The organism is Azospirillum rugosum, assembly GCF_017876155.1.
GTDB lineage: Bacteria > Pseudomonadota > Alphaproteobacteria > Azospirillales > Azospirillaceae > Azospirillum > Azospirillum rugosum.
Map to the genome: position 1 here is coordinate 22,268 of NZ_JAGINP010000032.1, position 26,188 is coordinate 48,455.

A 26,188-nucleotide genomic window follows, 5' to 3' on the forward strand; every position below is an offset into this window, starting at 1 on the left:
GCCGACCCGTCGCAATGCTGGATTGGATCCGTACATCCCACCCGACAGCCCCCGCCGTTCCCCGCCCCTTCGGAGTCCGCCGCTTCGGAGTCCACCGATGACGGGCGCGCTTGCCCTCCGGCGTGACCTCGGCTTTCTGACGGGCGGCGGCGCCATGGGGGCCTTGGTCCGCGGCCACGACTGGTCCGCCACGCCCCTCGGCCCGCCGGAGACCTGGACGCAGAGCCTGCGAACGGTCGTCAACCTGATGCTCACCTCCGGCCAGGCGATGTTCGTGGCCTGGGGGCCGGAGCTGACCTTCCTCTACAACGACGGCTACGCGCCGATCTTCGGCGCCAAGCATCCGGCGGCCCTCGGCCGGCCCTTCCACGAGGTCTGGTCGGACATCTGGCCGCAATTCGGCCCGCTGGTCGGCCGCACCCTGTCCGGCGAGGCCCTGTGGCACGAGGACCTGCTGGTCCCGATGGAGCGCCACGGCTACCGCGAAGACGCCTGGTTCACCTTCTCCTACACGCCGGTGCGCGACGACGACGGGCGCATCGCCGGCATGTTCTGCGCTGTCATCGAAACGACCGAACATGTGCTGGCCAAGCGCCGCACCGCCTTCCACCTGGAGCTGGAAAGCCGGCTGCGCCAGCTGTCCGACCCGGCGGAGGTGGTGGCGGTGGCCGAGGAGGCGCTGGGCCGGCACCTTGGCGCCAGCCGGGTCGGCTACGGCGTGATGGACGAGACCGCCCGCTACTTCACCACCAGCGGCAACTGGACGGACGGAACGGTCGCGCACTCCGCCGGCACCCACGACCTGGCGGGCTTCGGGCCGGACGTCCTGGCGACCCTGCGCCGTGGCGAATCGCTGGTCGTCGACGATTCCAGGACCGACCCGCGCGCCGCCACGCCCGACCGGCAGGCGGCCTTCGGGGCGCTGGAGATCGGCTCCGTCATCACGGCGAGCCTGGTGAAGAACGGCCGCATGGCGGCCGCCCTCTACGTCCATGACCGCAAGCCGCGCCGCTGGCGGCCGGACGAGGTCCAGCTGGTCGAGGAAGTGGCGGCGCGCACCTGGTCCGCCGTGGAACGCGCCCAGGCCGAGGCGTCGCTGCGCCACGCCAACGCGCGGCTGGCCGCCGAGGGGGAACGCCTGCGGGAGCTGTTCCGGCAGGCGCCCGGCTTCATGTGCGTGCTGCGCGGCCGCGACCATGTGTTCGAACTCGCCAACGATGCCTACCACCGGCTGGTGGGCACCCGCGCGCTGATCGGGCGGTCGGTGCAGGAGGCCTTTCCGGAGATCGCCGACCCCCAAATGCCTGACCAGGGCTTCTTCCAGTTGCTCGACCGCGTCTACGACAGCGGGGAGCCGTTCGTCGGGCACGCGCTTCCGGTCACGCTGGTGCGCGCGCCCGGCACCCCGGCGGAGGAACGCTTCGTCACCTTCGTCTACCAGCCGATCAAGGACGCGGAGGGCCGGGTCACCGGCATCTTCTGCGAGGGCAGCGACGTCACCGCGGCCAAGCGCAGCGAGGTCGCCCTGCGCGCCAGCGAGGAGCGGCTGCGCATCGCGCAGGAGGCCGGCGGCGTCGGCACCTTCGAGCTGAGCGCCGACGGCACGCTGTCCGTGTCGGACGCCTTCTGCCACCTGTGGGGCATTCCGCCGCGCCCCGAGGTGCCGATGGATGAGTTGATCGCGATCATCGACCCGGCGGACCGCCCACGCCTGAACACCTTGCAACGGGGCAACGTGCCGCCCCGCATCTTCGGCTACGTCGAATACCGCATCCACCGGCCGGACAGCGGGGAGATGCGCTGGATCGCGCGGCGCGGGCAGGCGGTGCAGGAGCGTCCCGACGGCCCCGTCCGGGTCATCGGCGTCTGCTTCGACATCACCGAGCGCAAACGCGCCGAGGAGGCGCTGCGAGACCTCAACGCCACGCTGGAGCGGCGCGTCGCCGAACGCACGGCCGACCGCGACCGCATGTGGCGGCTGTCCACCGACGTCATGCTGGTCGCCCGCTTCGACGGAACCATCACCGCGGTGAACCCGGCCTGGACGGCTCTGCTCGGCTGGACCGAAGCGGATCTGCTGGGCACCTCCTTCCTGGACCTCGTGCACCCCGACGACCGGGCGGCCACGGCGGCCGAGTCCGGCCATCTCGCCTCCGGGCGGACGACCCCGCGCTTCGAGAACCGCTACCGGCACAAGGACGGCAGCCACCGCTGGCTGACCTGGATCGCCGTTCCCGACGACCGCTTCATCCACGCCGTCGGTCGCGACATCACCGCCCAGAAGGAGGCCGACGCCGCCCTGCAACAGGCGGAGGAACAGCTGCGCCAAGCGCAGAAGATGGAGGCGGTGGGGCAGCTGACCGGCGGCGTCGCCCACGATTTCAACAACCTGCTCCAGGCGCTGGGCGGCTGCCTCGCCATGATCGAGCGGCGCAGCCGGGAGCCGCAGGTGCGCCCGCTGCTGGACGCCGGGCAACAGGCTGTGGCGCGCGGGGCCAAGCTGGTCCAGCAATTGATGGCCTTCGCGCGGCGCGACAGCCTGCGCCCGGAGCCGATCAGCGTCCACGACCGGGTGCTGGGCATGACAGCGCTTCTGGAGCGCGCGCTGCGCGCCGACATCAGGCTGGAGACTCGCTTCGGCGCCGGGCTCTGGCCGGTCGAGGTGGACCAGACGCAGTTCGAACTGGCGGTCATCAACCTCGCGGTGAACGCCCGCGACGCCATGCCCACCGGCGGCCGCCTTCTGATCGAGGCGGAGAACGTCACCCTTCCGCCCGGCGACCCGAAGGGGCTGGAGGGAGAGTTCCTGCGCCTGTCGGTGACCGACACCGGCAGCGGCATGGCGCCGGAGGTGGCGGCCCGCGCCTTCGAGCCCTTCTTCACGACCAAGGAGCTGGGCAAGGGCACCGGCCTGGGTCTGGCGCAGGTCTACGGCTTCGCGCAGCAGGCGGGCGGCACCGCCTGCATCGACAGCGAGCCCGGACGGGGAACGGCCGTCACCCTGCTGCTCCGCCGGTCCGGCACCGCCCCGGCGGCAGAGGCCGCCCCGGCGACCGCCGCCGCGAACCCCGCCGCTCCGCACCGGCCCGGCCGGGTGCTGGTCGTGGAGGACGACCCGGTCGTCGCGATGACCGTCGGCACCGCGCTGGAGGACGCCGGCTTCTCCGTCCTGTCCGCGGCGACCGCCGACGAGGCGATGCCGATCCTGTCGTCGACGGCGGTGGACGTCCTGTTCAGCGACGTGGTGATGCCGGGCAGCATGAGCGGGGTCGATTTGGCGCGGGAGGCCCAGCGCCTGCACCCCGGCCTTCCGGTGATCCTCGCCACCGGCTACAGCGAGGAGATCGCCCGCGCCGCCGGGATCCCGGTGCTGTCCAAGCCCTACCGCATCGACGACCTCGTCCGCCGCATCGACCGCGCGCTGGAGGCGGGGCGGGGGTAAAAGTCCCCTCCCCCGCGAAGTGGGGGAGGGTTAGGGTGGGGGCCCAGCGCAACCACTCCCCAACCACCACTCCCCCCACCTCCCCTTACGCGCTCGCCGCGTTCAGCCGCTCGATCGACGCCGCGTCCAGGCGAAGCCGCGCCGCAGCGACCAAATCGCCCATCTGCTCGACCTTGGAGGCGCTGGCGATGGGGGCGGTCAGGCCCGGCCGGGCGATCAGCCAAGCGAGCGCCACCTGGGCCGGGGTGGCCCGGTGCTGGGCCGCCACCTCGTCCAGCGCCGCGAGGATCGCGCGGCCGCGGTCGTTCAGGTATTTGGAAACGACGCCCCCGCCCCGCGCGCTCTTGCCCGCGTCCTCGGCGGAGCGGTACTTGCCCGTCAGGAATCCGGCGGCCAGCGAGTAGTAGCTGATGACGCCCAGCCCGTTCTCCCGGCACACGCCCTCCAGCTCCGCCTCATAGCCGCTGCGGTCGTAGAGGTTGTATTCCGGCTGAAGGGTCTCGTAGCGCGGCAGGCCCGCCTTCGCCGCGACCTCCAGCGCCTCGCGCAGGCGGGCCGCGGTCAGGTTGGAGGCGCCGATGGCCCGCACCTTTCCCTCCTGGATCAGGCGCTGGTAGGCGCCGAGCGTCTCCTCGAAGGGGGTGTCCGGGTCGTCCCAGTGCGACTGGTAGAGGTCGATGCGGTCGGTCTGGAGGCGGCGCAGGGAATCCTCCACCGCGCTGCGGATGTAGGCCGCCGACAGGCCCTTCCTGCCCGGCCCCATCTCCGACCCGACCTTGGTGGCGATCACCACCCGGTCGCGGTTGCCCCGGCTTTTCAGCCAGTTGCCGATGATGGTCTCGGACTCGCCGCCCGTGTTGCCCGGCGCCCAGGCGGAATAGACGTCCGCCGTGTCGATGAAGTTGAACCCGGCGTCCAGGAAGGCGTCGAGCAGCCGGAAGGAGGTCGCCTCGTCGGCCGTCCAGCCGAACACGTTGCCGCCGAAGCAGAGCGGGGCCACCGTCAGGCCGCTGCGGCCGAGTTGTCGTTGCTCCATCCTCTCATCTCCTTGTTTATGGCTTATGCGCTTATGGCTTATGCCCGGCCCTTGCGGAACTCGGTTGCGTAGAACAACAGGCCGGCCAGGGGAAAGGCGGCACCGATCCAGGTCACCGGCTCCCACCCGCCGCGGGCGAAGGCGTAGCCGGCGAGCGCCGAGCCGGCCGCCCCGCCGGTGAAGAAGACGGCCATATAGACGCCGTTCATGCGGCTGCGCGTCTCCGCCCCCAGCGAATAGATGGCCCGCTGGCCCAGCACCATGTTGGTCTGCACGCCCATGTCCAGCAGCAGGCCGGCGATCACCAGCAGCGCGATGGAGCCCTCCCCCACCCGCGCCACCAGGAAGGACAGCGCCCCCATGGCGAGCGCCACGCCGGTGGCCGGCCGCGTCCAGCCGCGGTCGGCGATGCGCCCGGCGATGGGCGCCACCAGGGCGCCGGCCGCCCCGGACAGGGCAAACAGGGCGATGCCCCGCTGCGTCAGGTTGAAGGGCGGCGAGGCCAGCAGAAGCGGCACGCCCGTCCAATACAGGCTGAAGCTGGCGAACAGCGCGGTCTGGTAGGCGGTCCGCCGTTGCAGGACCGGCGTGCGCACCAGCAGCCGGCCGAGCGACGCCAGCAGCGCGCCATAGCCGGAATGCCGCGCCGGGCGGCGCTCCGGCAGGCGGCGGCCCAGCAGGACGGCGAAGCCCACCATGGCCAGCGCCGACAGCCCGAACACGGCGCGCCAGCCGAAGCTGTCCGCGATCAGGCTCGACACCGGCCGCGCCAGCAGGATGCCGAGCAGCAGGCCGCTCATCACCGTGCCGACCACCTCCCCGCGCTTGGCCTCCGGCGCCATGTGCGCGGCCAGCGGCACCAGCATCTGCACCGCGACCGACGTCAGGCCGATCAGGAAGGAGGCGGCCAGGAACACCGACGCGGTCGGCGCGAAGGCGGCGGCCACCAGTGCCAGCACCGTGGCGCAGAGGGTCGCCGTGACCAGCCGCCGGTTCTCCAGCAGGTCGCCCAGCGGCACCAGCAGCACCAGCCCGACCCCGTAGCCGATCTGGGTCAGCGTGACGACGAGGCTGCTGGCTTCCGGCGACAGGTTGATGGCCGGGCCGATCAGGGCGACAAGCGGCTGGGCGTAGTAGATGTTGGCGACGATGACCCCGCAGGCGATCGCCAGCATGGTGACCAGGGGGCGGGAGATCGTCGGCAACGCCGCGGCGGCGGGCGCCTCGGAACGGCTGATGTCGCTGGTGGACATCCGGAACTCCTGCGGACGGTGGCTGGACAGCTCTGGACTCGGTCCAGATCGCTTCAACAGCCCGCACCCTACGTCCGCATGCCGCACCGCCGCATCGGCGAAATCCGCCGCGCCGCTATGCAACGTAGGCAAAACAAAACCCCTCCCCCATGCGTGGGAGAGGGGTTTTGAAGGCCCGAATGGTCAGAGATGGTCGGACGACAGGATCGCTTCCGCGTCGCCACCCGTGCCGCGGCCGGGCAGCAGCGCGTTCAGCAGGACGCCCAGCACCGCCGACAGCGCCATGGAGGACACGACGAAGCCGCCCTCGCCGAACTTCAGCGAGGCGCCGCCGATGCCGATCACCAGGATGGTGGAGGAGATCAGCAGGTTGCGCTTGTCGCCGAGATCCACCTTGCCCTCGATCAGCGTGCGGATGCCGCTGGACGCGATCACGCCGAACAGGGCGATCGACACGCCGCCCATCACCGCCGTCGGGATGGTGGACAGGAAGGCGGACAGCTTGCCGACGAAGCCCAGCACGATGGCCAGCGTCGCCGCACCGCCGATCACCCAGACGCTGAAGATGCGCGTCACCGCCAGCACGCCGATGTTCTCGCCGTAGGTCGTCGCCGGCGGCCCGCCCAGCCCAGCCGCCACCATGGTCGCGATGCCGTCGCCCATCACCGAACGGTGCAGGCCGGGATCGGCGATGAAGTTGCGGCCGACGACCCGGCTCAACACGATCTGGCCGCCGATGTGCTCGGCGATCGTCACCATCGCGACCGGCGCCACCAGCAGGATCATCGCCCAGGCCGACACGCCCGGCTTCATGTCGGAGAACAGCAGGTGGAAGTTCGGGACCTGGAACAGCGGGGCGGCGGCCACCGCGCTGAAGTCCACCATTCCGGCCAGCGCGCCCGCGACGTAGCCGGTGATGATGCCCAGCAGGATCGGCACCACGGTGAAGAAGCCGCGCAGCACGATGGAATAGACGAAGATGCTGCCCAGCGTGAACAGCGCGAGCAGGAAATGCGGCAGGCTGTAGGCGCCGCCGCCGGCCGTGTTCTGCGCCATGCCCACGGCGACCGAGGCGAGGCCGAGCCCGATGACCACGATCACCGGCCCGACGACGATCGGCGGCAGGATGGCCAGCAGCCAGCGCACGCCGAAGCCGCGGATCAGCAATGCCACGATCACATAGACCGCACCCGCGGCGCAGGCACCGACCAGCGCGCCGCCCGGCCCGCCGATCTGGGTCGCGGTGACGATCGGCCCGATGAAGGCGAAGGAGGAGCCCAGATAGGCGGGCAGCCGCCACTTCGTGAAGGCAAGATAGATCAGCGTGCCCAGGCCGCTGGTCACCAGACCGACCGAGGGGTCGAGTCCGGTCAGGATCGGCACCAGGACGTTGGCGCCGAACATGGCGAACAGGTGCTGGAGGCTGAGCAGGATGAAGGTGGCCGGGGGCGGACGCTCGTGAACGTCCAGCACCCGGTCGCGCGGTGCACTCATAATATAAGGTCCCGTCCCGACGATAACGTGTGTGTGCACACCGTTACTCCGACCGGGCCGGCGCGGTCAAATTCCCCGCACCCGGTCGTTTCGCCGCATGGGGCTTTGCGTCTTACGGGGCGACGCCGACCCGCCAGGGCTCCACGGGCGGTTCCAGGAAGGCGCCGACGACGCCGCCCAGGGATTCGGCGTGCAGCGAGTTCCGCTCGAAGGCGCAGAGGCCGGCGGGCAGCTGGGCCACGCCCGGGTGGAAGGCGTAGGGGCGGGGTGCCGCGCGCGACAGGCTGGTGTCCTGGGTCATGGTGTTGGCCCGGGTCGCGGTCGGAACGCTCTGCTCCACCCACAGCCACAGGACCCGCGGATCCGTTCGGAACCGGTTGAGAACGGCGTTCAGCGTTCCCTGGCATTCCGCGGGCGTGAGGTTGTGCAGACCCTGGTCGACGACGTCCGTGTCCGTCACCACCGTGGCGGAGGCCAGCGACATCCAGCCGGCGAGCACGAGGCCGGACACCACGGCCCCGGTCAGCGACGTCGCTGTCAGAAAGCCCAGTTCCTGCGGGGTATCACCCCAGTCGTTCGATCCGTCCTGCATGCCGATCCTTCGCTCCGCAACGCGGGCGCTCCGTCTTGTCCTGCGCGAGGACGATAATTCCGAACGACGGTCGGGCGTGTGATGCGGATCAAGCGATCGGCACTTTTGACCAAAGTTTATCCCGCCAAAATTTGTCCCGCCCGTCCCTTGCCGCTGCCGCCGGAGCGTCCGGACCCAGCCACCAACCGTTTGAGTCCGATGCGGTTCCGAAACGATTAAGCCTTTCCCTGGATCGGCGCACCCCGACCGGCAAACGGCCATGCTCCGGCCGGGCTCGGATACCACCCCTAATTTGGTTAACGAAACCCTAACGTTCCTGTAGCGTAACCACACTCGATAGGATAAGGTTTCGTCACTTCATCCTTTCGGGAATGACTGACGATGCACTCCGTCTCCGTAGCTTTGATCGATTCGAATAACCTGTTCCGTCAGGGCCTGAAGGCGTTGCTCGCGGACCAGGAGTTCCAGATCACGCGAGAGGCCTCGTCTTTGAGCGCCGCGCTGTCGATGTCCGCCGAGGAGAATCCGCCGCAACTGCTTCTCGTCGATCCGGCCGGCATGGGAGACAGCGTGCAGGTGGTCCAGACGCTGAAGACCACGCTGCCGGACGCGCGCGTGGTCCTGCTGACCGGCAAGCTGGACGGCGAGGTCATGGCCAAGGCGATCCAGGCCGGTGCCGACGGTTTCCTGATGAAGGACATGTCGGTGGAGGCGCTGGCGCAGTCTCTTCGCCTGGTCATGCTGGGCGAAAAGGTGTTGCCGAGCGATCTGGCCGCCCTTCTGATCAGCGGCCGCATGAACGGCAGCAGCATGGAATTGCCGGTGTCGCGCAAGGGGGTCTCGCAGCGCGAGGCGCAAATCCTGCGCTGCCTGCTGAACGGCGACAGCAACAAGCTGATCGCGAACCAGCTGAACATCACCGAGGCGACCGTGAAGGTCCACCTGAAGAGCCTGCTGCGCAAGATCGACGCGTCGAACCGCACGCAGGCCGCCATCTGGGGCCTCAACAACGGCTTCGGCGAAGGCGGGACCTTCGCCGCGAACTGACAAGCCCGGACTTCCAAAACGAAAAAGCCCAGCGGCCTTGGACGCTGGGCTTTTTCGTTTTTGGCTTGGCTCGGTCAGCCTGCACAAAATCACCCGGACACAAAATCACCCGGGCACGCAAAGACGCCCGGTCGGGGCAATCCCGACCGGGCGTCTTTTTTAGGTGCGTCAGGCGATCTCGATGCGCTCGGCCTCGGGACCCTTCTGGCCCTGACGGACGGTGATGCGCACGCGCTCACCATCGGACAGGCTGCTGAGGCCCGACCGCTCCACCGCCTTGACATGGACGAACACGTCCTTGCCGCCGTTGTCCGGCGCGATGAAGCCGAAGCCCTTGGTGGCGTTGAACCACTTCACGGTGCCGTCCATGGTCTCGCCGGAGCTGGCGCCATAGCCCTGGTCGTCCCAGCCGCCGCGGCGCGGCGCGCCGTAGGAGGAGGAACCGCCGCGCGACGACGAGCGGCCGCCGCCACCCGACGTGGCGGTCGAGGTGTCGACGGAGTGGAGAACCGCCACCTGCGGGCCCTTCGGGCCGCGGGACAGGTCGACCAGCAGCGTCGCACCCTCGGGCAGCGAGTCGTGGCCGGCGAACTGGACGACGGAGGCGTGCAGGAACGCGTCCGGCGAGCCGTCTTCCGGCGTCACGAAGCCGAAGCCCTTCTCGGGGTTGTACCACTTGACCGTGGCGGTCACGTCGCGTTGGGTGATCTCGGAGGGGGCGCGGGAGCCGCCGCGCGGCGAGCGATCGTACATCAAAGTCTCGTAAAACAGATAACAGGCAGCTTCCACCTTGGAAGCGCTTTCCCAACGATGCCTGTAGAAACCGCCGAACGCAACCGGTATTGCCCGGATCGAGAAATAATCTTCAAGAGAAGTCTCCCGCGGGTGCGAAATCGTAGGCTGGGCGGTTCGACCTTGACCAAAAAAGCGTCACACTTCATATCCGACAATACAGCGTTCCACCCCATCGGTTCGTGAACAGCCACGCCGCCGCCTGAGACGCAGGACGCATCCCATGCCCGATCACAGGCCACCCACCCATCCGTCGATTTCGCCCCAGCCGCCACAAGATATTGATCCGCAGGACGGATTGTACGCAATCCCTGACTGCGAGGGCTGCGGGGCCTGCTGCTCCTTCTCGTGGGAGTGGCCGACCCTGATCGGCGACCACGACGGCGACGGCATCCCGGCCTACCTGATCGAGGACGGGCGCATGCGCTGCGACGGCGACCGCTGCGCGGCGCTGGCCGGCACCATCGGCGACTCGGTGCATTGCCGCGTCTACGCCGACCGCCCCCTGGTCTGCCGCGAATTCACCGCGGGCAGCGAGGCCTGCCACGCCGTCCGCGCCCATTTCGGGCTGGACGAATAGGGAATCGCGCCGGAACCGACGAGACGATTCGTCAGAGAATGTAGGTCATCACCAGATACAGCACCGCCTCGTCCGCGCCGACGTTGCGGTAGGCGTGCGGGACGTCGGCGTCGAACTGGGGAAAGAGCGCGCGCGAGGTGAAGCGGCCGTCGCGGGAAGCGAGCGGCTTGGAGTCGCGGCAGCGGATTACCGCGGTCCCGCGCTCTGGTAAATTTGATCGAAGACGCCGCCGTCCGCGAAGTGGGTCGCCTGCGCCTTGCGCCAGCCGCCGAAGGTCTGGTCGACGGTCACCAGGCGGACGTCGGCGAAGCGTCCCGCATACTGGCGGGCCAGCTCTGGATGGCGCGGACGGTAGAAGTTCTTCGCGGCAACCTCCTGCCCCTCGCGGGTGTAGAGGTACTGCACATAGGCTTCCGCGACCTTGCGGGTCCCCTTGCGGTCGACCACGCTGTCCACCACGGCGACCGGCGGCTCGGCCAGGATCGACAGGGGCGGGACGACGATCTCGAACGTGTCGGCGCCGAACTCCTGCAAGGACAGGTAGGCCTCGTTCTCCCAGGCGAGCAGCACGTCGCCCTGGCCGCGCTGGACGAAGGTCAACGCGGCACCGCGGGCACCGCTGTCCAGAACCGGCACATGCTTGTACAGGTCGGCGACGAAGGCCTTGGCCTTGGCCTCGTCGTTGCCGTTCTTGTCCAGCGCGTAGGCCCAGGCGGCCAGGTAGTTCCAGCGGGCGCCGCCGGACGTTTTCGGGTTGGGCGTGATCACCTGCACGTCCGGCCTCACCAGGTCGTCCCAGTCCTTGATCCCTTTGGGATTGCCCTTGCGCACCAGGAACACGATGGTCGAGGTGTAGGGGGAGCTGTTGTTCGGCAGGCGCGACTGCCAGTCCTTGGCGATCAGCCCGGCGTCGGCGATGGCGTCGATGTCGTAGCCCAGCGCCAGCGTGACCACGTCGGCGTCCAGCCCGTCCATGACCGAGCGCGCCTGGCTGCCGGAGCCGCCGTGCGACTGCCGGACCACGACGGACTGCCCCGTCTCCGCCTTCCAGGCCCGGCCGAAGGCCTGGTTGAACTCCGTGTACAGCTCCCGCGTCGGGTCGTAGGAGACGTTCAGGATGGTGTCCCCGCCGGCCGCGCGGGCCGTGGCGAGTGCCGCGAGCAGCAGGCCGCCGACCAGGACACTCAGACTGAAGCGCGACGTCATGTGGAATTTCCCGCGGATACGTTCCGTACCGGGGATTAGAACACCAGAGAAGTCTATCCTTCAAGTGGATTTTATTTTCCAGAAATGTGGAATTCCTCGCCCCATTCGACAAACGATAGGTGTATTTAACGGAACGCCTCCCTCAGGCGCTTTGCTTCGGCCACCAGCCCGGGCAGCAGGGCCAGGGCCTGCGCGTCCTCCCCGCCGCGGCAGGCGATTTCGATGCGCGTCGCGATCCGCATGACGGCCGTCCCGCCGAAGCTGCCGGCCAGGCTGGCCAAATCATGCGCCTCCGCCGCCAGCCGACGGGGGTCGCCCCCCTCGGACAGCGCCTCCAGCCGGAGGAGCCGGCGGTCCAGATCGCCGAGAAAGCTGTCGATGATCATCCGCCGTTCCGCGTCCGGCAGCGAGGCTGTCGCCTGGTCGAGGATCGCGCTGTCCAGCGGCGGCGGCGCGCCCGTCCGGCCCTCCTCCTCCGCGCCGCCGGATGGCGACAGCCAGCGCTCCACGACCGCCAGGAGGGCCGCGGGATTGACCGGCTTGCCGAGGTGGTCGTCCATGCCCGCCGCCCGGCAGGCCTCCCGCGTCTCCGGCAGGGTGTCGGCGGTCAGCGCGACGATCGGGACGTGCGCCCAGGGATCGCCCAGCGCCCGGATGGCCTGCGCCGCCGCGAAGCCGTCCATGCCCGGCATCTGGACGTCCATCAGCACGAGGTCGGCGCCGTTGCCCAGAAGGAGGGACACCGCCTCCGCCCCGTCGCCCGCGACCTCCACCGCATGGCCGGCGCGGCGCAGCAGGGACGCGACGATCAGCTGGTTCGTCGGGTTGTCCTCCGCGACCAGGATGCGCCCGGTCAACGTCTGGCCCCGGCCCTCCGCCATCAGCCCCCTCCCCCGTCGCCGTCGGTTTTCCACTGCTGGAGCTTGCGGTAGATGGTGGACGGGCTGATCTCCAGCAGCGAGGCCGCGCGCGGGACGTCGTCGCCGCACAGGCGCAGAGCGCGCTGGATCATGTCCTTTTCCAGCCGCCAGAGGGGCGTGATGGTCTCCTCCGCCGGGTCGGCCGGGGGAACGCCTTGGGCCGCCACCGGAACGGCTGCGGCCCGGCGCGGCGTCGCCCCACCGCCCCGCAAGGGCGGCGGCAGCATGTCCGCCGTCACGACCTCGCCGTCGTGCAGGACCACGATCTGCCGCACCACATTCTGCATCTGCCGGATGTTGCCCGGCCAGTCGCAGGACCGGAAGGCGGCCTCGACCTCCGGCGCGAAGGCGGTGAATCGGCGCCCTTCCTCCCGCGCGCAGTCGGCGAGCAGGGCGCGGGCGATCAGCAGCGCGTCGCCGCCGCGGTCGCGCAACGGCGGCAGGTGCAGCGGGATGACGTGCAGGCGGTAGTAGAGGTCCTCGCGGAAGCGCCCCTCCTCCACCTCGCGCAGGGGGTCGCGGTTGGTGGCGGCGACGAAGCGGACGTCCACCTTCTCCGCCCTGGAGCTGCCCACCGGCTGGATCACCCCGGTCTGGATGAAGCGCAGCAGCTTGGCCTGGAGGTCGAAGGGCATCTCGCACACCTCGTCCAGGAACAGCGTCCCGCCGTCCGCCTGCGCCGCCGCCCCGACGCGGTCGGCGGTCGCCCCGGTGAAGGCGCCGCGGACGTGGCCGAAGATCTCGCTTTCCAGGAGGTCCTTCGGGATCGCCGCGCAGTTCAGCGCGACGAAGGGCTTGCCGCGGCGCGGGCTGGCCTGGTGGATCGCCTCCGCCGCGACCTCCTTTCCGGTGCCGCTTTCGCCGGTGATGAAGACGCTGGCGCGGCTGGCCGCGACGCTCTCGATCGTGCGGTAGACGGCCTGCATCTCCGGCGACGCGCCGATGAAGCCGTGGAAGCGGTCGCGATCCAGGTCCCGGCGGTAGCCGTCGACCATCCGCGCCAGCGAGCGGCGCTCCAGCGCGTTGCGCAGCGTGACGTTCAGGCGCTCCGCCGTGAAGGGCTTGACCAGGAAGTCGAAGGCGCCGCAGCGCATCGCCTCCACCGCCACGCCGACCGAGCCGTGGGCGGTGACGACGATCACCGACACGTCGGGGTCGCGCTCCCGCAGGATGCGCAGGACGTCCAGCCCCTCCATGTCCGGCAGCTTGAGGTCGAGGATCACGCCGTCGGGCGGGCGGGCTTCCGCCGCCGCCAGGGCGTCCCGGCCGGTTTCGGCATGGGCCACGTCATAGGCCTCGGCCCGCATGAACTCCATGTAGAGCCGGGCAAGGGGGGCCGTGTCCTCGATCAGCAGAATCCTGTGCGCCCGTGAACCCACGATCGAGCCCTCCCCGTCCCGGACCGGCCTCCGGTCAACCAAGTTGTAGCGCCCTTTCAACCGTCGCGCATTCCCGATCGCGGGCGTGGATCGGCCGCGGACGCCTTCTGCGACAGCATCTCGCAGCTTGAGAGCCGAAATGACGGCGGCGGGAGCGCACAGGCCCGCAAGGCGCGGCTTCCGGCCCGGCTGACGCTTGGCCCGCGGCGTGCAGTGACGGGCTTCGAACCTGGATTGCCGACCTGGCCTGGATTGCCGACCTGGCCTGGATTGCCGACCTGGCCCGGATTGCCGACCTGGATTGTGACGCCGAGGACCGACCATGAAGACCGCCGCCCTCTCCCCGCGCCGTTGGATCGAAGCCCGCCTGCGCGCCTGCCTCCACAAGGCCCTGAACGCGCTTGGCGGCCGGCAGGCGGCGCCCGCGCAGCCCACCCCGGCGCCGGAGCGTCTTGGAGCCCCGCCGCAGGTCCTCGGCCCGTTGCGGCTGACCCTGGGCGCCGGCTGCCGCGTGTCGGACCGGATCACCTTTTCCGGCCGGGGGACGGGATCCGACGTGCCCGAACTGTTGGTCGGGCGCAACGTCGACATCGGCTGGGAGACGACCATCGCCGTCGGCCGGCGCGTGACCCTGGGCGACAACGTGCGCATCGCCGGGCGCGCCCTGCTGGCCGGCTACCCCGGCCATCCGCAGGATCCGGACGCCGAGGCCCAGGTGGGCGACATCGTGCTGGAGGACGACGTCTGGCTGTCCACGGGCGTGGTCGTCGGCGCGGGCGTGCGGATCGGGCGGGGCACCGTGGTCGCGGCGGGCAGCGTGGTGACCCACGACCTGCCGCCCATGGTCCTGGCCGGCGGCATTCCGGCCCGGGTCATCCGCCCTCTGGTTCCCAACCCCGGGGGACGGCTCCTGTGACCGCCGACCCTGTGACCGCCGACCTGGTCATCTTCGGGAAGGAATGGGGCGTCCGCCCCAGCGGGACGGAGCAGCTCGTCCGCCGCCTCGTCCCGCAAAGCCGCCCGCAAGGGCGCCGGGCGCTGTGGGTGAACGCGGCCGGCGCCCGGGCTTCCCTGGACGCGGGACCGGCCGCCGGCGGCATCCGCGTGCTGACCCCGCGCGCGGTTCCCATGCTCTGCCATCCCTTGTCGCGCCGGGCGAACCGGCATCTGCTCGGCCGGCAGGTGCAGGGCGCCATGGCCGAGGCCGGGATCGCGCGGCCGATCCTGTGGGCCTCCTGGCCGACCGCGGTGGACGCGCTGGGGCGCCTGGGCGAGCGCGCCGTCGTCTACCAGTGCGACGACGACATCTCCGCGCTGGAGGGCGGCGACCGCGGGCCGCTGCGCGCGATGGAGGACGAGCTGGTCGAGCGCGCCGACCTCGTGCTGGCCTCAAGCCCGGCCCTGGCCGCGCGCTTTCCGCGCTACAAGACCATCCTGGTGCCCCACGGGGTGGACATGGGGCTGTTCGCCGCGCCCGCCCCACGCGCGCCCGACCTGCCGGATGGGTTCGTCGCCGGGTTCTACGGCGGCCTGACGCCCTGGATCGACACCGACCTGATCGTCGCCGCGGCGGAAGCGCTGCCCCACTGGACCTTCTTCCTGATCGGCCCGATCCCGGACCACCCGCCGGCGCTGAGCGGCCTGCCCAATCTGGTGCTCGCCGGGCCGCGTCCCCACGAGTCCCTGCCCGGCTATTCCCAGCACTGGACGGCGTCGATCCTGCCCCTGCGCGACACGCCGCGGATGCACGCCTGCACCCCGTTGAAGCTGCGCGAGTACCTCGCCGCGGGCACGCCGGTGGTGGCGACCGGCGGCCCGGCGCTGGAGGGGTATCGCGAGGTGCTGGCGGCGGTGTCCGGCCCGGACTGGTTCATCCGGGCGCTGGCCGTCACCGCCGGAAACACCAACAGCCCGGACCGCGTCCGCCGCCAGCGCGCCCGCGTCGCCGGGGACAGCTGGGACGAGGCCGCCCGCCTTGTCGCCGACGCGCTGGACCGCCTGTGAACCCGGCCGCCGGGCTCCTTACCCCTGCGGCTCCTCCGCGTCGCGGCGCGGCCGTTTCCCGGCGCCCGCCTTCGGCGTCGGCGGGGCGGCGTCCTGGTCGGGAAGGTCGCGGCGCTGGCCGGTGTCCTCGCCGACGGTGACCGTGGTGGCCGGCCCGTCCGCCGCCGAGCGCGCCGGTTCGGGCGGAGCCTCGCCGTAGTCGCCGGTCGAAACCCCCATGCCCTGGCCGGCGCGGCCGGGCGTCACCGGCTCGCCACCGCCGACCGGGCCGAAATCGGGCGCTTGCCCACGCCGCTCCGGCCCCTTGCCGCCGTTCCGTTCCGCCATTGTGCTCTCCCGTATCCGTCGCGTGATGGGTCCCTGTGGTCGAAGGCCAACATCCGCGGCGGCGGCGAGTTCCGGGCAACCATTCCGTCGTTCAATCGGAAAGCGGAACGTTCCGTTCTCGGAACGTCACCGGTGGCTGCGGCGAATTCGACCAGCCAGCCGGCGTTGGCAAGGCGCGAGCGGCGACCTATAATCATGCTTTCCTCATGCAGCTTTGGTGCCGGGATGCATTTGTCGAGCTACACCGATTATGCGCTGCGGCTGCTGATGTATGTGGCCGTGCGCAACGATGGCCTGCCGACGATCAGCGAGGTCGCGCAGGTCTATGGCATTTCGAAGAACCACCTGATGAAGGTCGCCCACCAGCTGGGGCTCGGCGGTTATCTGGAGACGGTCCGCGGACGGAACGGGGGGCTTCGGCTCGGCCGCCCGGCCGACCAGATCCGCATCGGCGACGTCATCCGCTACACCGAGCAGGACATGGCCATCGTGGAATGCATGGCGGCGCCGTACGGCGGCCCCTCCGCCTGCCGCCTGTCGCCGGCCTGCACCCTGCGCTCGGCCCTGCGCGAGGCGCTGGAGGCCTTCCTGGCGGTGCTGGACGGCTACACGCTGGAGGACATCGTTCACCAGCGGCAGAGCGTGGCCACCCTGCTGGGCTTGCCCGTCCCGCCGCCTGTCCCGCTCCCCGAACGCACCGGAAGCCCTTGATGCGCCGCTTTCCATGTTTGCGTTTTCATGATGGGCAACATAAATAACACCCGTACTGGACCGGAGGTGCGGGCATGCGGGTGAGCAGGGAAAAGGCGGCGGAGAACCGGCGCCGCATCGTCGACGTGGCGGGCGCGCTGTTCCGCGAGAAGGGATTCAATGGGATTGGCGTCGCCGACCTGATGAAGGAGGCCGGCCTGACCCACGGCGGCTTCTACGGCCATTTCGCGTCGAAGGACGACCTGGCCGCCGAGGCCTGCGCCACCGCCATGTCCGGTGCTGCGGAACGCTGGGCGACCCTGGCCGAGGAAAAGCCGGCGGAGGCGCTGGCGACGCTCACCGGCAACTATCTGTCCGCCCGGCATCGCGACAACATCACCAGGGGCTGCCCCATCGCCACGCTGGGCGGCGACGTGGTGCGCCAGCCGGAACCCGTGCGACGGGCCTTCACCGACGGCCTGCGTCCCTTCATCGACGTGCTGACCAGGCTGCTCCCCGGCGAGACGGAGGAGGAGCGCCGGGCCGAGGCGCTCGCCGCCCTGTCGGAAATGGTCGGGGCGGTGATCCTGGCGCGCGCGGTCGATGACCCGGAGTTGTCCGACGCCATCCTGGCCGCCGCCGCCAACCACGGCCCGGCCGTTCCGCTGGCGGAAAGGAAGCCGGTGGGAAAGCGCCGTTCCAAGGCCGAAACGACTCCCGACGCGTGACGGGGCGTCCGGCCGTGGGCGCCCCGCTCAGTGGACCGCGTGCGCCCGTTCGTTCTCGGCCGACCGCCGGATGACCTGCGGCGGCTGGCCGTAGGTGCGCAGGAAGGCCCGGCGCATGCGCTCGCGGTCGGCGAAGCCGGTTTCGCGGGCGATGACGTCCATGGGGTGCCGCCCTTCCTCCATCATCACGCGCGCGGCCTCCAGCCGCAGATGCTCGACCGCCTTGGCCGGCGACTGGCCGGTTTCCTGGCGGAAGACACGGCTGAACTGCCGCGGGCTGAGGCTCGCGGCCTCGGCCAGTTCCTCCACCGACAGCTCGTTCTTCAGGTTCTCCTTGGCGTAGATCAGCGCCTTGCGCACCCGGTCCGACTTGGGCTCCAGTTCGAGCAGCGTGGAGAATTGCGACTGCCCGCCGGCCCGGCGCAGATAGACGACGAGCTTGCGCGCCACCGCCTTGGCGACCTCCTGCCCGAAGTCGTTCTCGACGAGCGCAAGCGCCATATCCACCCCGGCGCTCATCCCGGCCGAGGTCCAGACGTTGCCGTCGACGCTGAAGATGCGGTCCTCCTCCACCTGCACCCGGGGGTACTGGCGCTGGAGGCTCCGCGCGTGGCCCCAGTGTGTGGTCGCCCTGCGCCCGTCGAGCAGCCCGGCCTCCGCCAGCACGAAGGCCCCGGTGCAGATGCCGGCGACCCGGCGCGACGCCGTCGCGGCCTCCCGCAGATAGGCCAGCAGCCCGTCCGACGACGGCTTCACGATCAGCGAGCCGATGGTGATGGTGGTGTCGCGGAACTCCGTCCCGAAGGGCGCGGTGTCGATGTTGAAGCCCAGCGAGCTTTTCACCGGCCCGCCATGCTCCGACAGGACGTGGACCTCGTAGGCAGGGCGGTCCAGCACATGGTTGGCCATCTCGAACACCGAGAGCGCCGCCATTCCCATGACCTGGAAACCGTCGAAGACCAGGAAACCAATGGCGGGCATGGGGCTCTCCGGATGTCTCGTTTCAGCGGTTAGCTACAATTCAGGACACTTCATAGCCGTTGCTGTCAACCGTTTCATGCGCGCTTCGGCGCTGAAGAGGGGCAGCCCCGCGCGAATTCCAGTTGACAATACATGATGACCGTCATCAATTTCCAAAGATGATGACCGTCATTTAACGGTGCGCCCGCCCCGCGCGGCGACGCCCAGGACTGGAGATGCGTCCATGCCCACCCCCCTCTCTTCGGCCGATTCCGATCCGATCGTCATCGTTTCCGCCGTCCGCACGCCGCTCGGCCGGTTCCAGGGCGACCTGTCGGCCCTGCCCGCGGCGGCGCTCGGCTCCCACGTCATCCGCGCGGCGCTGGAGCGCGCCGGGCTGGCGGCCGACCGCGTCGACGAGGTGCTGATGGGCTGCGTGCTTCCGGCCGGCCAGGGGCAGGCCCCCGCCCGGCAGGCGGCGCGCGGCGCCGGGCTGCCGGACGCGACCGGTGCCACCACCGTCAACAAGGTCTGCGGGTCGGGCATGAAGGCCACCATGCTGGCCCACGACCTGATCCGCGCCGGCTCGGCCGACATCGTGGTGGCCGGCGGCATGGAGTCCATGACGAACGCCCCCTACCTGCTCGCCAAGGCGCGCGGCGGCTACCGCATCGGCCACGACCGGCTGCTCGACCACCTGATGCTCGACGGGCTGGAGGACGCCTACGAGGGCGGCCGGCCGATGGGCGACTTCGGCGAGGCGACGGCACAGTCCTACGGCTTCAGCCGCGCCGACCAGGACGCCTACGCGGTGGAGACGCTGACCCGCGCCCGCAGCGCGGTGGAGAGCGGCGCCTTCGCGGCGGAGATCGCCCCGATCGCCGTGCCCGGCAAGGGCGGAGAGCGCATCGTTGCGCAGGACGAGAACCCGCTGAAGGTCTCCCCGGACAAGATCCCGGCGCTGAAGCCGGCCTTCCGCAAGGACGGCACGATCACCGCGGCCAGCTCCTCCGCCAACGCCGACGGCGCCGCGGCGCTGGTCCTGACCCGGCGCTCCGTCGCCGAGCGGGAGGGCCTGCCAGTCCTGGCGGTCATCCGCGGGCACGCCACCCACAGCCAGGACCCGGCCTGGTTCACCACCGCGCCGATCCCGGCGATCCGCAAGCTGCTGGACAAGGTGGGCTGGTCGGTGCGCGACGTCGAGCTGTTCGAGATCAACGAGGCCTTCGCCGCGGTCGCCATGGCGGCGCAGCGCGACCTGGACATCCCGCGCGACCGGCTGAACGTCAACGGCGGCGCCTGCGCCATCGGCCACCCGATCGGCGCCACCGGCGCCCGGCTGATCGTCACGCTGCTGCACGCCCTGGCGGCGCGCGGCCTGACCCGCGGCGTGGCATCGCTGTGCATCGGCGGCGGCGAGGCCACCGCCATCGCGGTCGAAATCGCCACTGGGCGCGTGTAACCCGACGATACTGGAAGGCAAGAGCATGATTTCGGCACGTCTGGCGGCGCTGCTCGCCCGCCGCGACATTCATTACGGCTGGGTCGTCGCGGCGGCGACCTTTCTCACCATGCTGGTCACCGCCGGGGCGATGGGCGCGCCCGGCGTGCTGATCGTACCCTTGGAAAAGGAATTCGGCTGGAGCACGGCCGACATCTCCACGGCGCTGGCGATCCGGCTCGTCCTGTTCGGGCTGATAGGGCCCTTCGCGGCGGCCTTCATGAACCGCTTCGGCGTCCGCACGGTGACCGTCACCGCCCTGCTGATGGTCGCCGCAGGCCTGCTCGGCTCCCTGGTGATGCGGGAGCTTTGGCACCTCTTCGTCCTGTGGGGGCTGGTGGTCGGCGTGGGCACCGGGCTGACCGCGCTCGTGCTCGGCGCCACGGTGGCGACGCGCTGGTTCACCAAGCGCCGGGGCCTCGTGGTCGGCCTGCTGACGGCCAGCTCCGCGACCGGGCAGCTGATCTTCATGCCCTTGCTGGCCGACCTGTCCGACCGCATCGGCTGGCGCGGCGGCATCGTGGTGATCGTGGCCCTGCTGGCCGTCGCCGCCGTCGCCGTGCTGGTGCTGATGCGCGACCGCCCGGCGGACGTCGACCTCGCCCCCTACGGCGAGACCGCCCCCTACGGCGAAAACGCCATTGTTCCGGCGCCGCGGACCACGCAGGGGCTGGCCGCGCTGGCGACCGCCCCGCTCTTCGCCCTGGCGGAGGCCGCGCGGTCCCGCACCTTCTGGATCCTGTTCGGCACCTTCTTCATCTGCGGGCTCAGCACCAACGGGCTGATCCAGACCCATTTCGTCACGCTGTGCGGCGACTATGGCATGGCCGCGGTGGCGGCGGCCGGCGTGCTGGCGATGATGGGCCTGTTCGACTTCGCCGGGACCATCGGGTCGGGCTGGCTGTCCGACCGCTACGACAACCGCTGGCTGCTGTTCTGGTACTACGGGCTTCGCGGGCTGGCGCTGATGGCGCTGCCCTTCTCCGACTTCACCCTGTATGGCCTGTCGCTGTTCGCCGTGTTCTACGGGCTGGATTGGGTCGCCACGGTTCCGCCCACCGTGCGGCTGTCGGCGGAGCGCTTCGGGCGGGAGCGGTCGAACCTCGTCTTCGGCTGGATCTTCACCGGCCACCAGCTGGGCGCCGCCGCGGCGGCCTTCGGCGCCGGGGTCACGCGGACGCAGCTCGCCAGCTACCTGCCGGCCTTCTTCGCGGCCGGCGCCTTCTGCCTCGTCGCCGCGCTGGCGGTGCTGTTCATCAACCGGCGGGAAAAGGAGAAGGACGGCATCCCGGCCGCCGCTCCCGCTCCGGCGAAGGCCTGATCCCGGAAGAATTAGTCCCGGTCGGCGGCCTTGTTCAGATCATCGCGCAGCGTGACGAGGCTGTCGCGCAACGCGCCCAGCGCCTCGGCGGTACGGTTGGCCGCCCCGGAGATGCGGGTCGGCAGGCATTCCGCCCTGGCCCGCAGCGCCGCCCCCGCCGGGGTCAGGCGGACGCGCACCAGCCGCTCGTCCTCGGGATCGCGGGCGCGGGTGACGAGCCCCTGCCCCTCCAGCCGCTTCAGCAGCGGGGTGAGCGTGCCGCTGTCCAGCCCCAGCCGCTCGCCGAGCACCTTCATGGCCTGGCCGTCCTCCTCCCACAGCAGCAGCATCATGACGTACTGCGGGTAGGTCAGCCCCAGCTCTTCCAGCAACGGGCGGTAGACGCGCGCCATCGCCAGGTTCGCGGAATAGAGCGCGAAGCAGACCTGGTTGGAGAGCAGAAGCGGGTCGTCGTTGCTGGCCGGCATGGTGGGCTCCCACGAAAAGCGTCACCGGAGCGTCGCACGCCCGTCCTTACTGCGAAGGACGGGCGTGCGCAACACTCCGGTGAAACGGACGGCGGGGCGTCAGGCGATGGTGGTGGTCACCGGAATGTTGCCCTTGGTGGCGTGGCTGTACGGGCAGACCTTGTGGGCGCGGGCGACGAGGTCCTCGGCGACGGCCTTGTCGAGGCCCGGCAGGGACACCGTGAAATCGACCGACAGGCCGAAGCCCTCGCCGTCGTCGCGGGCGCCGATGGCGACCTTGGCGGTGACGGAGACGTCCTTCGGCACGGCGATCTTGTCGCGGTTGCCGACGAACTTGATGGCGCCGATGAAGCAGGCGGAATAGCCGGCGGCGAACAGCTGCTCGGGGTTGGTGGCGCCGCCCTGGCCGCCGAGTTCCTTCGGCGCGGCGAGGTTCACCGACAGCAGGCCGTCGTCGCTCTGCGCCTTGCCGTCGCGGCCACCGGTCGCCGTGGCCTTGGTCGTGTAGAGAACCTTCATGATCGTCACTCCTGTCTTGAGAGGTTTTGCGCTGAAAGAACTATTGCGCACAATTGAATTGCGCGCAATCAGATTGGTCATGCGCCATTCGATTGCGCGCAATGCATCAGGCGCATGCCGCTACGCGGCCCGGAAGAAGGTCGCTACGCGGCCCGGAAGAAGGTCGCTACGCGACCAGGGACAGGCCGTTGCTGCGCGACAGGCTCTCGGCCAGGAAGGTGACCAGCGGACGGACGAGGTCGGACGCGTCCCCATCCTCCCCCAGCACGGTGATCTCGGTCATCGGCAGGGCCGGCCAATGCTGCGGCGCGCTGAGGATCTGCATGCCGTCCTGCACGAAGGACCGGCCCAGCACCGTGACGCCCAGGCCACCGGCCACGGCCGCTTGGACGCCCATCAGGCTGCTCGCCGTGCAGGCGACCTCCCATTCGCGGCGGACGGAGTCCAGTGTGGACACCATCAGGTCGCGGTAGGTGCAGGGCGACGGCAGCATGACCAGCCGCGCCGGCCGGGTGAAGTCGAGCTGGTAGTCGGCGGCGGCCATCCAGACCAGCGGCTCCCGCCAGATCACCCGGCCGCGCTGGGCGGTGCCGTCCTTCTTGGCGATCACCGCGTCGAGCCGGCCGTTGTCGTACGCCTCCAGCAGCGCGCAGCTGAGGCCGGTCATCAGGTCGATCTGCGTGCGCGGGTACAGGCGGCTGAAGCGCGACAGAAGCTTCGGCAGTTCCTTCGGGATGAAGTCCTCGGAGATGCCCAGCCGCAGCAGGCCGCCCGCCGGGGTTTCCCGCAGGTCGCAGACGACCGCGTCGTTGAACTCCAGCATCTGGCGCGCGGCGACCAGCAGCCGTTCCCCGTCGCGGGTCAGGCTGAGGGAGCGGCTGGTGCGGTCGAAGACCCGCCGCTGGAGGATCTCCTCCAGCCGCAGGACCTTCTGGCTGACCGCCGACTGCGACCGCCCGACCACCTCGGCCGCCGCCGTGAAGCTTCCGGTCTCAGCCACCGCGACGAAGGCCCGCAGCAGGTCGATCTCCAGGTCGGGAAAGCGCATGATTCAGTCGCCTTTCTGATGGGATGCCGAGAACCTATGCGCTTTCCTGCTGACCGGCAAGGCTACGGCCCTGGTTCCCTCTCCCGCCCCGGGAGAGGGTGACGCCGGAGGCGTCGGGTGAGGGTTGCGCGAGCATCAGCGCCTTGATCCTCGGCCGTACCCTCACCCTTCCCACGCTGACGCGTGGGCCCCTTCCCTCTCCCGGGGCGGGAGAGGGTGAACAATCAGAAGCCGGAGAGCACGATCTTGCCGATGCTGCGGCCGCTTTCCAACGTCGCGTGGGCGCGGCGCAGGTTCTCCGCGGTGATCGGACCGTAGTTGTCGGCCACGGTGCTGGTCAGCACGCCGCTGTCCACCAGCGCCGATACCTCCGACAGGATGCGGTGCTGCTCCGCGATGTCCGGGGTGCCGAAGAGGGAGCGGGTGAACATCAGCTCCCAATGGACGGCCAGGCTCTTGCGCTTGAAGGGCACCACGTCGAAGGTCGCGGGGTCGTCGATCATGGCGAGCGCGCCCTGCGGGGCCAGCGACTCCACGATGGCCGCCTGGTGCTCGTCGGTCGCGGTCAGGCCGGCGACGTAGCGCACCTGCGGGATGCCGATCGCCTTCAGCCCCTCGTTCAGCGGCTTGCGGTGGTCGATGACGTGGTGGGCGCCCATGCGCCGGGACCACTCGATGGTCTCCGGCCGCGACGCCGTGGTGATCACCGTCAGGCCGGTCAGCTTGCGGGCGATCTGCGTCAGGATGGAGCCGACGCCGCCCGCCCCGTTGACGATCAGGATGGCGCCGCCGTCGGCTTTCTGGCCGTAGGGCACGCGCAGCCGGTCGAACAGCAGCTCCCACGCGGTCAGGGAGGTCAGCGGCAGGGCCGCGGCGTCGGCGAAGGACAGGCTCTGCGGCTTCGGCCCGACGATGCGCTCGTCCACGGCGTGGAACTGGGCGTTGGTGCCCGGCCGGTCGATGGCGCCGGCGTAGAAGACCGCGTCGCCCGTCTTGAAGCGGGTGACCGCCGGGCCGACCGCCTCCACCACGCCCGCGGCGTCGAAGCCGAGGACGCGGGCGCTGCCCTCCGGCGGGGTGGCGCTGGCGCGGACCTTCACGTCGACGGGGTTGACGGAGACCGCTTCCACCTTCACCAGCAGGTCGTGGGGGCGCAGCTCGGGCGTGGGCAGGTCCAGCTCGACCAGGGAGTCCGCGGCGTCGATGGGGCCGGGACGATGGAAACCGATGGCTTTCATGGCGGTGAGTCCTTTTTGGCGACAGTGGTGACGTTCGGTCAGGCGATGCGGACGACGACCTTGCCCCGCGCCTTGCCGCTTTCCAGGTGGCGGTAGCCGTCGGCGGCCGTCGCCAGGTCGAAGCGGCGCTCGTCGATCAGGGGACGCAGCGTCCCGGCGTCGGCCAGCCCGGCCAGCGCCTGCATGATGCGGCCGTGGCGGTCGCGGCCGATGTCGTGCAGCATCGGGATCAGCATGAACACGACGTGCAGCGACAGGCCCTTGGAATGCAGCGGGGAGAGGTCGTGGGTGCTGCGCGCCGCCGTGGCCGCGATCCGGCCGTTCAGCGCCGCCGCGGCGAAGGAGCGGTCGAGGTTGGCGCCGCCCACCGTGTCGATCACGGCGTCGAAGCCGCGCCCGCCGGTCAGCCGCTGGACGTAGGCGGCGACCTCCTCCTCCTGGTACAGGATGGTCTCGTCGGCGCCGAGCTTGCGGGCGAAGTCGGCGTCCTCGGCGGAGGAGACGGTGGCGGCGACGCGGGCGCCCAGGCTCTTGGCGATCTGCACCGCGACATGGCCGACTCCGCCGACCCCGGCGTGCACCAGCACATGGTCGCGGGCGGTCACGGCCGTGCGCTCCAGCGCCTCCCAGGCGGTGATGCCGACCAGCGGCAGGGCCGCGGCCTCCTCGAAGGACAGGGACGCGGGCTTGTGCGCCAGCAGGCGGGCGTCGGCCACGATGCACTCGGCCAGCGTGCCGCCCTGCCCCTTCACGCCGCCGGCGCAGCCGAAGACCGCGTCGCCGGGCGCGAAGCCGGTCACGCCGGACCCAATGGCCTCCACCGTGCCGGCCACGTCGGCGCCCAGGATGGCGGGCAGCGGCGCGCCGATCGGCAGCCCTTCGCGGATGCGCCCGTCGATCCGGTTCAGCGAGGTCGCAACCAGGCGGACCAGCACCGTGCCGGGCCGCAGCTCCGGACGGGGAACCTCGGCCAGTTCGAAATTCTCAGGCCCGCCATGGGCCTTCAGCAGCAGAGCGCGCATCATGACCATCCATCTGGGATCGTGGTGATGGAGGCAGAGTGCGCGCGGGCTATAAATCAGGGAAACGCATATTTCAGATCGTTTCGATCTGAAAGGCTTCTGGATCGGGGCAGGTGCCGTCAGGCGATGGCGCGCAAAGTCCCGTGCTGCGCAACGGTGGCCGCCACGGTTTGGGCGAGCAGACCGGGCCGGTCGTTGACCAGATCGCGCACCGGGCCGAAGTCGATCAGGATCGCCGCGTGGCCGGCGGCGCGCAGGTCGCGGCAGGCCCGGATCACGCCGTCCAGAGTCGCGGCGGCGGCGCGGACCACGCCCACGCTGATCTTCAGGGGGCTGCCGAGCGGTGCGGCGGCCAGCGCGCGGTCCTGCTGCGCCATCCATTCGGACAGTTGCTGGACGGCGGTGGCGAATTCCCGCTCCAGGACGGCGAGGTCGCAGGGCTGGGCGTCGGCGGGCAGGTGCAGGGCGGGCTCGCCGAGCGGCTGCGACTGGGCGCTGGCGACGATCGCCGCGGCGAGCGCAGCCCCGGAGAAGGGCCGGCCGGCAACGTCCCGAGTCCGCTCCGCCATCATCGTCACAACCTGGGCCATCCGATCATCCTCCTGAAAGAACGCTGGTATGA

General features: G+C 70.5%; 25 protein-coding genes. 9 read left to right on the top strand and 16 right to left on the bottom strand.

Going from position 1 to position 26,188, the window contains the following annotated elements:
- The first annotated feature begins 97 nt into the window (after nt 1-97).
- Nucleotides 98-3,442 (top strand): PAS domain S-box protein, encoded by a 3,345-nt coding sequence (locus J2851_RS31415; RefSeq protein ID WP_209771787.1) that lies wholly within the window; start codon nt 98-100, stop codon nt 3,440-3,442.
- Between the two features lie 85 nt (nt 3,443-3,527).
- Here the strand turns inward: J2851_RS31415 and J2851_RS31420 are convergent, their stop codons facing one another.
- The 4 genes from J2851_RS31420 to J2851_RS31435 form a co-directional block, all read right to left on the bottom strand.
- The gene (locus tag J2851_RS31420; protein ID WP_209771790.1) at nt 3,528-4,478 is read right to left on the bottom strand and encodes an aldo/keto reductase; all 951 of its coding nucleotides are present in this window, start codon (nt 4,476-4,478) and stop codon (nt 3,528-3,530) included.
- 38 nt (nt 4,479-4,516) lie between these two features.
- On the bottom strand, nt 4,517-5,731 hold the full coding sequence (locus tag J2851_RS31425; RefSeq protein WP_209771793.1) for an MFS transporter: 1,215 nt from the start codon (nt 5,729-5,731) through the stop codon (nt 4,517-4,519).
- A 183-nt stretch (nt 5,732-5,914) separates the two neighbouring features.
- Entirely contained in the window at nt 5,915-7,225 is a 1,311-nt protein-coding gene (locus J2851_RS31430) for a solute carrier family 23 protein (protein ID WP_209771796.1), read from the bottom strand.
- Nucleotides 7,226-7,337: 112 nt separating this feature from the next.
- Nucleotides 7,338-7,817, bottom strand: a complete 480-nt coding sequence (locus J2851_RS31435) for a hypothetical protein (protein WP_209771799.1) — start codon at nt 7,815-7,817, stop codon at nt 7,338-7,340.
- 381 nt (nt 7,818-8,198) lie between these two features.
- Between J2851_RS31435 and J2851_RS31440 the strand changes: the two genes are divergently transcribed.
- A complete protein-coding gene (locus J2851_RS31440; protein ID WP_209771802.1) occupies nt 8,199-8,864 on the top strand; it encodes a LuxR C-terminal-related transcriptional regulator in 666 nt (221 codons plus the stop codon).
- A gap of 168 nt (nt 8,865-9,032) precedes the next feature.
- Here the strand turns inward: J2851_RS31440 and J2851_RS36450 are convergent, their stop codons facing one another.
- Nucleotides 9,033-9,617 carry a cold-shock protein gene (locus J2851_RS36450; protein ID WP_209771804.1) on the bottom strand — a complete coding sequence of 195 codons (585 nt, stop codon included), beginning with the start codon at nt 9,615-9,617 and terminating at the stop codon, nt 9,033-9,035.
- A gap of 337 nt (nt 9,618-9,954) precedes the next feature.
- Between J2851_RS36450 and J2851_RS31450 the strand changes: the two genes are divergently transcribed.
- On the top strand, nt 9,955-10,236 hold the full coding sequence (locus tag J2851_RS31450; RefSeq protein ID WP_246501069.1) for a YkgJ family cysteine cluster protein: 282 nt from the start codon (nt 9,955-9,957) through the stop codon (nt 10,234-10,236).
- A 186-nt stretch (nt 10,237-10,422) separates the two neighbouring features.
- Here the strand turns inward: J2851_RS31450 and J2851_RS31455 are convergent, their stop codons facing one another.
- The 3 genes from J2851_RS31455 to J2851_RS31465 all read right to left on the bottom strand — a co-directional run bounded on the left by J2851_RS31455 (nt 10,423) and on the right by J2851_RS31465 (nt 13,741).
- Nucleotides 10,423-11,442, bottom strand: coding sequence for a sulfate ABC transporter substrate-binding protein (locus J2851_RS31455; RefSeq protein ID WP_209771806.1), 1,020 nt, complete (start codon nt 11,440-11,442; stop codon nt 10,423-10,425).
- A 125-nt stretch (nt 11,443-11,567) separates the two neighbouring features.
- The gene (locus tag J2851_RS31460; RefSeq protein ID WP_209771808.1) at nt 11,568-12,323 is read right to left on the bottom strand and encodes a response regulator; all 756 of its coding nucleotides are present in this window, start codon (nt 12,321-12,323) and stop codon (nt 11,568-11,570) included.
- Entirely contained in the window at nt 12,323-13,741 is a 1,419-nt protein-coding gene (locus tag J2851_RS31465; protein ID WP_370881330.1) for a sigma-54-dependent transcriptional regulator, read from the bottom strand. The genes J2851_RS31460 and J2851_RS31465 overlap by 1 nt, the downstream gene beginning before the upstream one ends.
- Before the next feature lie 322 nt (nt 13,742-14,063).
- On the opposite strand from J2851_RS31465, the gene J2851_RS31470 reads away from it, so the two are divergent.
- Both J2851_RS31470 and J2851_RS36630 read left to right on the top strand, forming a co-directional pair.
- Nucleotides 14,064-14,657, top strand: coding sequence for an acyltransferase (locus J2851_RS31470; RefSeq protein WP_209771811.1), 594 nt, complete (start codon nt 14,064-14,066; stop codon nt 14,655-14,657).
- Entirely contained in the window at nt 14,654-15,745 is a 1,092-nt protein-coding gene (locus J2851_RS36630; RefSeq protein ID WP_209771813.1) for a glycosyltransferase, read from the top strand. The genes J2851_RS31470 and J2851_RS36630 overlap by 4 nt, the downstream gene beginning before the upstream one ends.
- Before the next feature lie 18 nt (nt 15,746-15,763).
- Here J2851_RS36630 and J2851_RS31480 read toward each other — a convergent pair whose 3' ends face one another.
- On the bottom strand, nt 15,764-16,072 hold the full coding sequence (locus tag J2851_RS31480) for a hypothetical protein (protein WP_209771815.1): 309 nt from the start codon (nt 16,070-16,072) through the stop codon (nt 15,764-15,766).
- Between the two features lie 225 nt (nt 16,073-16,297).
- Between J2851_RS31480 and J2851_RS31485 the strand changes: the two genes are divergently transcribed.
- On the top strand, nt 16,298-16,783 hold the full coding sequence (locus J2851_RS31485; protein WP_209771817.1) for an Rrf2 family transcriptional regulator: 486 nt from the start codon (nt 16,298-16,300) through the stop codon (nt 16,781-16,783).
- Between the two features lie 74 nt (nt 16,784-16,857).
- On the top strand, nt 16,858-17,490 hold the full coding sequence (locus J2851_RS31490; RefSeq protein WP_209771819.1) for a TetR/AcrR family transcriptional regulator: 633 nt from the start codon (nt 16,858-16,860) through the stop codon (nt 17,488-17,490).
- Nucleotides 17,491-17,517: 27 nt separating this feature from the next.
- On the opposite strand, the gene J2851_RS31495 is transcribed toward J2851_RS31490, so the two are convergent.
- A complete protein-coding gene (locus tag J2851_RS31495; RefSeq protein ID WP_209771821.1) occupies nt 17,518-18,471 on the bottom strand; it encodes a GlxA family transcriptional regulator in 954 nt (317 codons plus the stop codon).
- A 223-nt stretch (nt 18,472-18,694) separates the two neighbouring features.
- On the opposite strand from J2851_RS31495, the gene J2851_RS31500 reads away from it, so the two are divergent.
- Both J2851_RS31500 and J2851_RS31505 read left to right on the top strand, forming a co-directional pair.
- Nucleotides 18,695-19,912 carry an acetyl-CoA C-acyltransferase gene (locus J2851_RS31500; RefSeq protein WP_209771823.1) on the top strand — a complete coding sequence of 406 codons (1,218 nt, stop codon included), beginning with the start codon at nt 18,695-18,697 and terminating at the stop codon, nt 19,910-19,912.
- Nucleotides 19,913-19,937: 25 nt separating this feature from the next.
- Nucleotides 19,938-21,272 carry an MFS transporter gene (locus tag J2851_RS31505; protein ID WP_209771825.1) on the top strand — a complete coding sequence of 445 codons (1,335 nt, stop codon included), beginning with the start codon at nt 19,938-19,940 and terminating at the stop codon, nt 21,270-21,272.
- Nucleotides 21,273-21,283: 11 nt separating this feature from the next.
- On the opposite strand, the gene J2851_RS31510 is transcribed toward J2851_RS31505, so the two are convergent.
- The 6 genes from J2851_RS31510 to J2851_RS31535 form a co-directional block, all read right to left on the bottom strand.
- Nucleotides 21,284-21,739: a MarR family winged helix-turn-helix transcriptional regulator gene (locus J2851_RS31510; RefSeq protein WP_209771827.1), complete on the bottom strand. Its 456-nt coding sequence runs from the start codon at nt 21,737-21,739 to the stop codon at nt 21,284-21,286.
- Between the two features lie 99 nt (nt 21,740-21,838).
- On the bottom strand, nt 21,839-22,258 hold the full coding sequence (locus J2851_RS31515) for an organic hydroperoxide resistance protein (RefSeq protein ID WP_211114498.1): 420 nt from the start codon (nt 22,256-22,258) through the stop codon (nt 21,839-21,841).
- 166 nt (nt 22,259-22,424) lie between these two features.
- Complete coding sequence (locus J2851_RS31520; protein WP_209771831.1) at nt 22,425-23,306, bottom strand: LysR substrate-binding domain-containing protein; 882 nt, start codon at nt 23,304-23,306, stop codon at nt 22,425-22,427.
- Nucleotides 23,307-23,530: 224 nt separating this feature from the next.
- Nucleotides 23,531-24,544: a zinc-binding alcohol dehydrogenase family protein gene (locus tag J2851_RS31525; protein ID WP_209771833.1), complete on the bottom strand. Its 1,014-nt coding sequence runs from the start codon at nt 24,542-24,544 to the stop codon at nt 23,531-23,533.
- 38 nt (nt 24,545-24,582) lie between these two features.
- A complete protein-coding gene (locus J2851_RS31530; RefSeq protein WP_209771835.1) occupies nt 24,583-25,569 on the bottom strand; it encodes a zinc-dependent alcohol dehydrogenase family protein in 987 nt (328 codons plus the stop codon).
- A 116-nt stretch (nt 25,570-25,685) separates the two neighbouring features.
- Nucleotides 25,686-26,156: a hypothetical protein gene (locus J2851_RS31535; RefSeq protein WP_209771837.1), complete on the bottom strand. Its 471-nt coding sequence runs from the start codon at nt 26,154-26,156 to the stop codon at nt 25,686-25,688.
- Nucleotides 26,157-26,188: the final 32 nt, after the last annotated feature.

What these genes read in the sequence shown, in the direction of transcription:
- J2851_RS31440 (WP_209771802.1), top strand. Translation starts at nt 8,199, where the DNA reads ATGCACTCCGTCTCCGTAGCTTTGATCGATTCGAATAACCTGTTCCGT.
- J2851_RS31525 (WP_209771833.1), bottom strand. Translation starts at nt 24,544, where the DNA reads ATGAAAGCCATCGGTTTCCATCGTCCCGGCCCCATCGACGCCGCGGAC.
- J2851_RS31455 (WP_209771806.1), bottom strand. Translation starts at nt 11,442, where the DNA reads ATGACGTCGCGCTTCAGTCTGAGTGTCCTGGTCGGCGGCCTGCTGCTC.
- J2851_RS36450 (WP_209771804.1), bottom strand. Translation starts at nt 9,617, where the DNA reads ATGTACGATCGCTCGCCGCGCGGCGGCTCCCGCGCCCCCTCCGAGATC.
- J2851_RS31460 (WP_209771808.1), bottom strand. Translation starts at nt 12,323, where the DNA reads ATGGCGGAGGGCCGGGGCCAGACGTTGACCGGGCGCATCCTGGTCGCG.
- J2851_RS31420 (WP_209771790.1), bottom strand. Translation starts at nt 4,478, where the DNA reads ATGGAGCAACGACAACTCGGCCGCAGCGGCCTGACGGTGGCCCCGCTC.
- J2851_RS31520 (WP_209771831.1), bottom strand. Translation starts at nt 23,306, where the DNA reads ATGCGCTTTCCCGACCTGGAGATCGACCTGCTGCGGGCCTTCGTCGCG.
- J2851_RS31505 (WP_209771825.1), top strand. Translation starts at nt 19,938, where the DNA reads ATGATTTCGGCACGTCTGGCGGCGCTGCTCGCCCGCCGCGACATTCAT.
- J2851_RS31425 (WP_209771793.1), bottom strand. Translation starts at nt 5,731, where the DNA reads ATGTCCACCAGCGACATCAGCCGTTCCGAGGCGCCCGCCGCCGCGGCG.
- J2851_RS31535 (WP_209771837.1), bottom strand. Translation starts at nt 26,156, where the DNA reads ATGGCCCAGGTTGTGACGATGATGGCGGAGCGGACTCGGGACGTTGCC.
- J2851_RS31415 (WP_209771787.1), top strand. Translation starts at nt 98, where the DNA reads ATGACGGGCGCGCTTGCCCTCCGGCGTGACCTCGGCTTTCTGACGGGC.
- J2851_RS31470 (WP_209771811.1), top strand. Translation starts at nt 14,064, where the DNA reads ATGAAGACCGCCGCCCTCTCCCCGCGCCGTTGGATCGAAGCCCGCCTG.
- J2851_RS31490 (WP_209771819.1), top strand. Translation starts at nt 16,858, where the DNA reads ATGCGGGTGAGCAGGGAAAAGGCGGCGGAGAACCGGCGCCGCATCGTC.
- J2851_RS31500 (WP_209771823.1), top strand. Translation starts at nt 18,695, where the DNA reads ATGCCCACCCCCCTCTCTTCGGCCGATTCCGATCCGATCGTCATCGTT.
- J2851_RS31510 (WP_209771827.1), bottom strand. Translation starts at nt 21,739, where the DNA reads ATGCCGGCCAGCAACGACGACCCGCTTCTGCTCTCCAACCAGGTCTGC.
- J2851_RS31485 (WP_209771817.1), top strand. Translation starts at nt 16,298, where the DNA reads ATGCATTTGTCGAGCTACACCGATTATGCGCTGCGGCTGCTGATGTAT.
- J2851_RS31430 (WP_209771796.1), bottom strand. Translation starts at nt 7,225, where the DNA reads ATGAGTGCACCGCGCGACCGGGTGCTGGACGTTCACGAGCGTCCGCCC.
- J2851_RS31495 (WP_209771821.1), bottom strand. Translation starts at nt 18,471, where the DNA reads ATGCCCGCCATTGGTTTCCTGGTCTTCGACGGTTTCCAGGTCATGGGA.
- J2851_RS31480 (WP_209771815.1), bottom strand. Translation starts at nt 16,072, where the DNA reads ATGGCGGAACGGAACGGCGGCAAGGGGCCGGAGCGGCGTGGGCAAGCG.
- J2851_RS31435 (WP_209771799.1), bottom strand. Translation starts at nt 7,817, where the DNA reads ATGCAGGACGGATCGAACGACTGGGGTGATACCCCGCAGGAACTGGGC.
- J2851_RS31530 (WP_209771835.1), bottom strand. Translation starts at nt 25,569, where the DNA reads ATGATGCGCGCTCTGCTGCTGAAGGCCCATGGCGGGCCTGAGAATTTC.
- J2851_RS31515 (WP_211114498.1), bottom strand. Translation starts at nt 22,258, where the DNA reads ATGAAGGTTCTCTACACGACCAAGGCCACGGCGACCGGTGGCCGCGAC.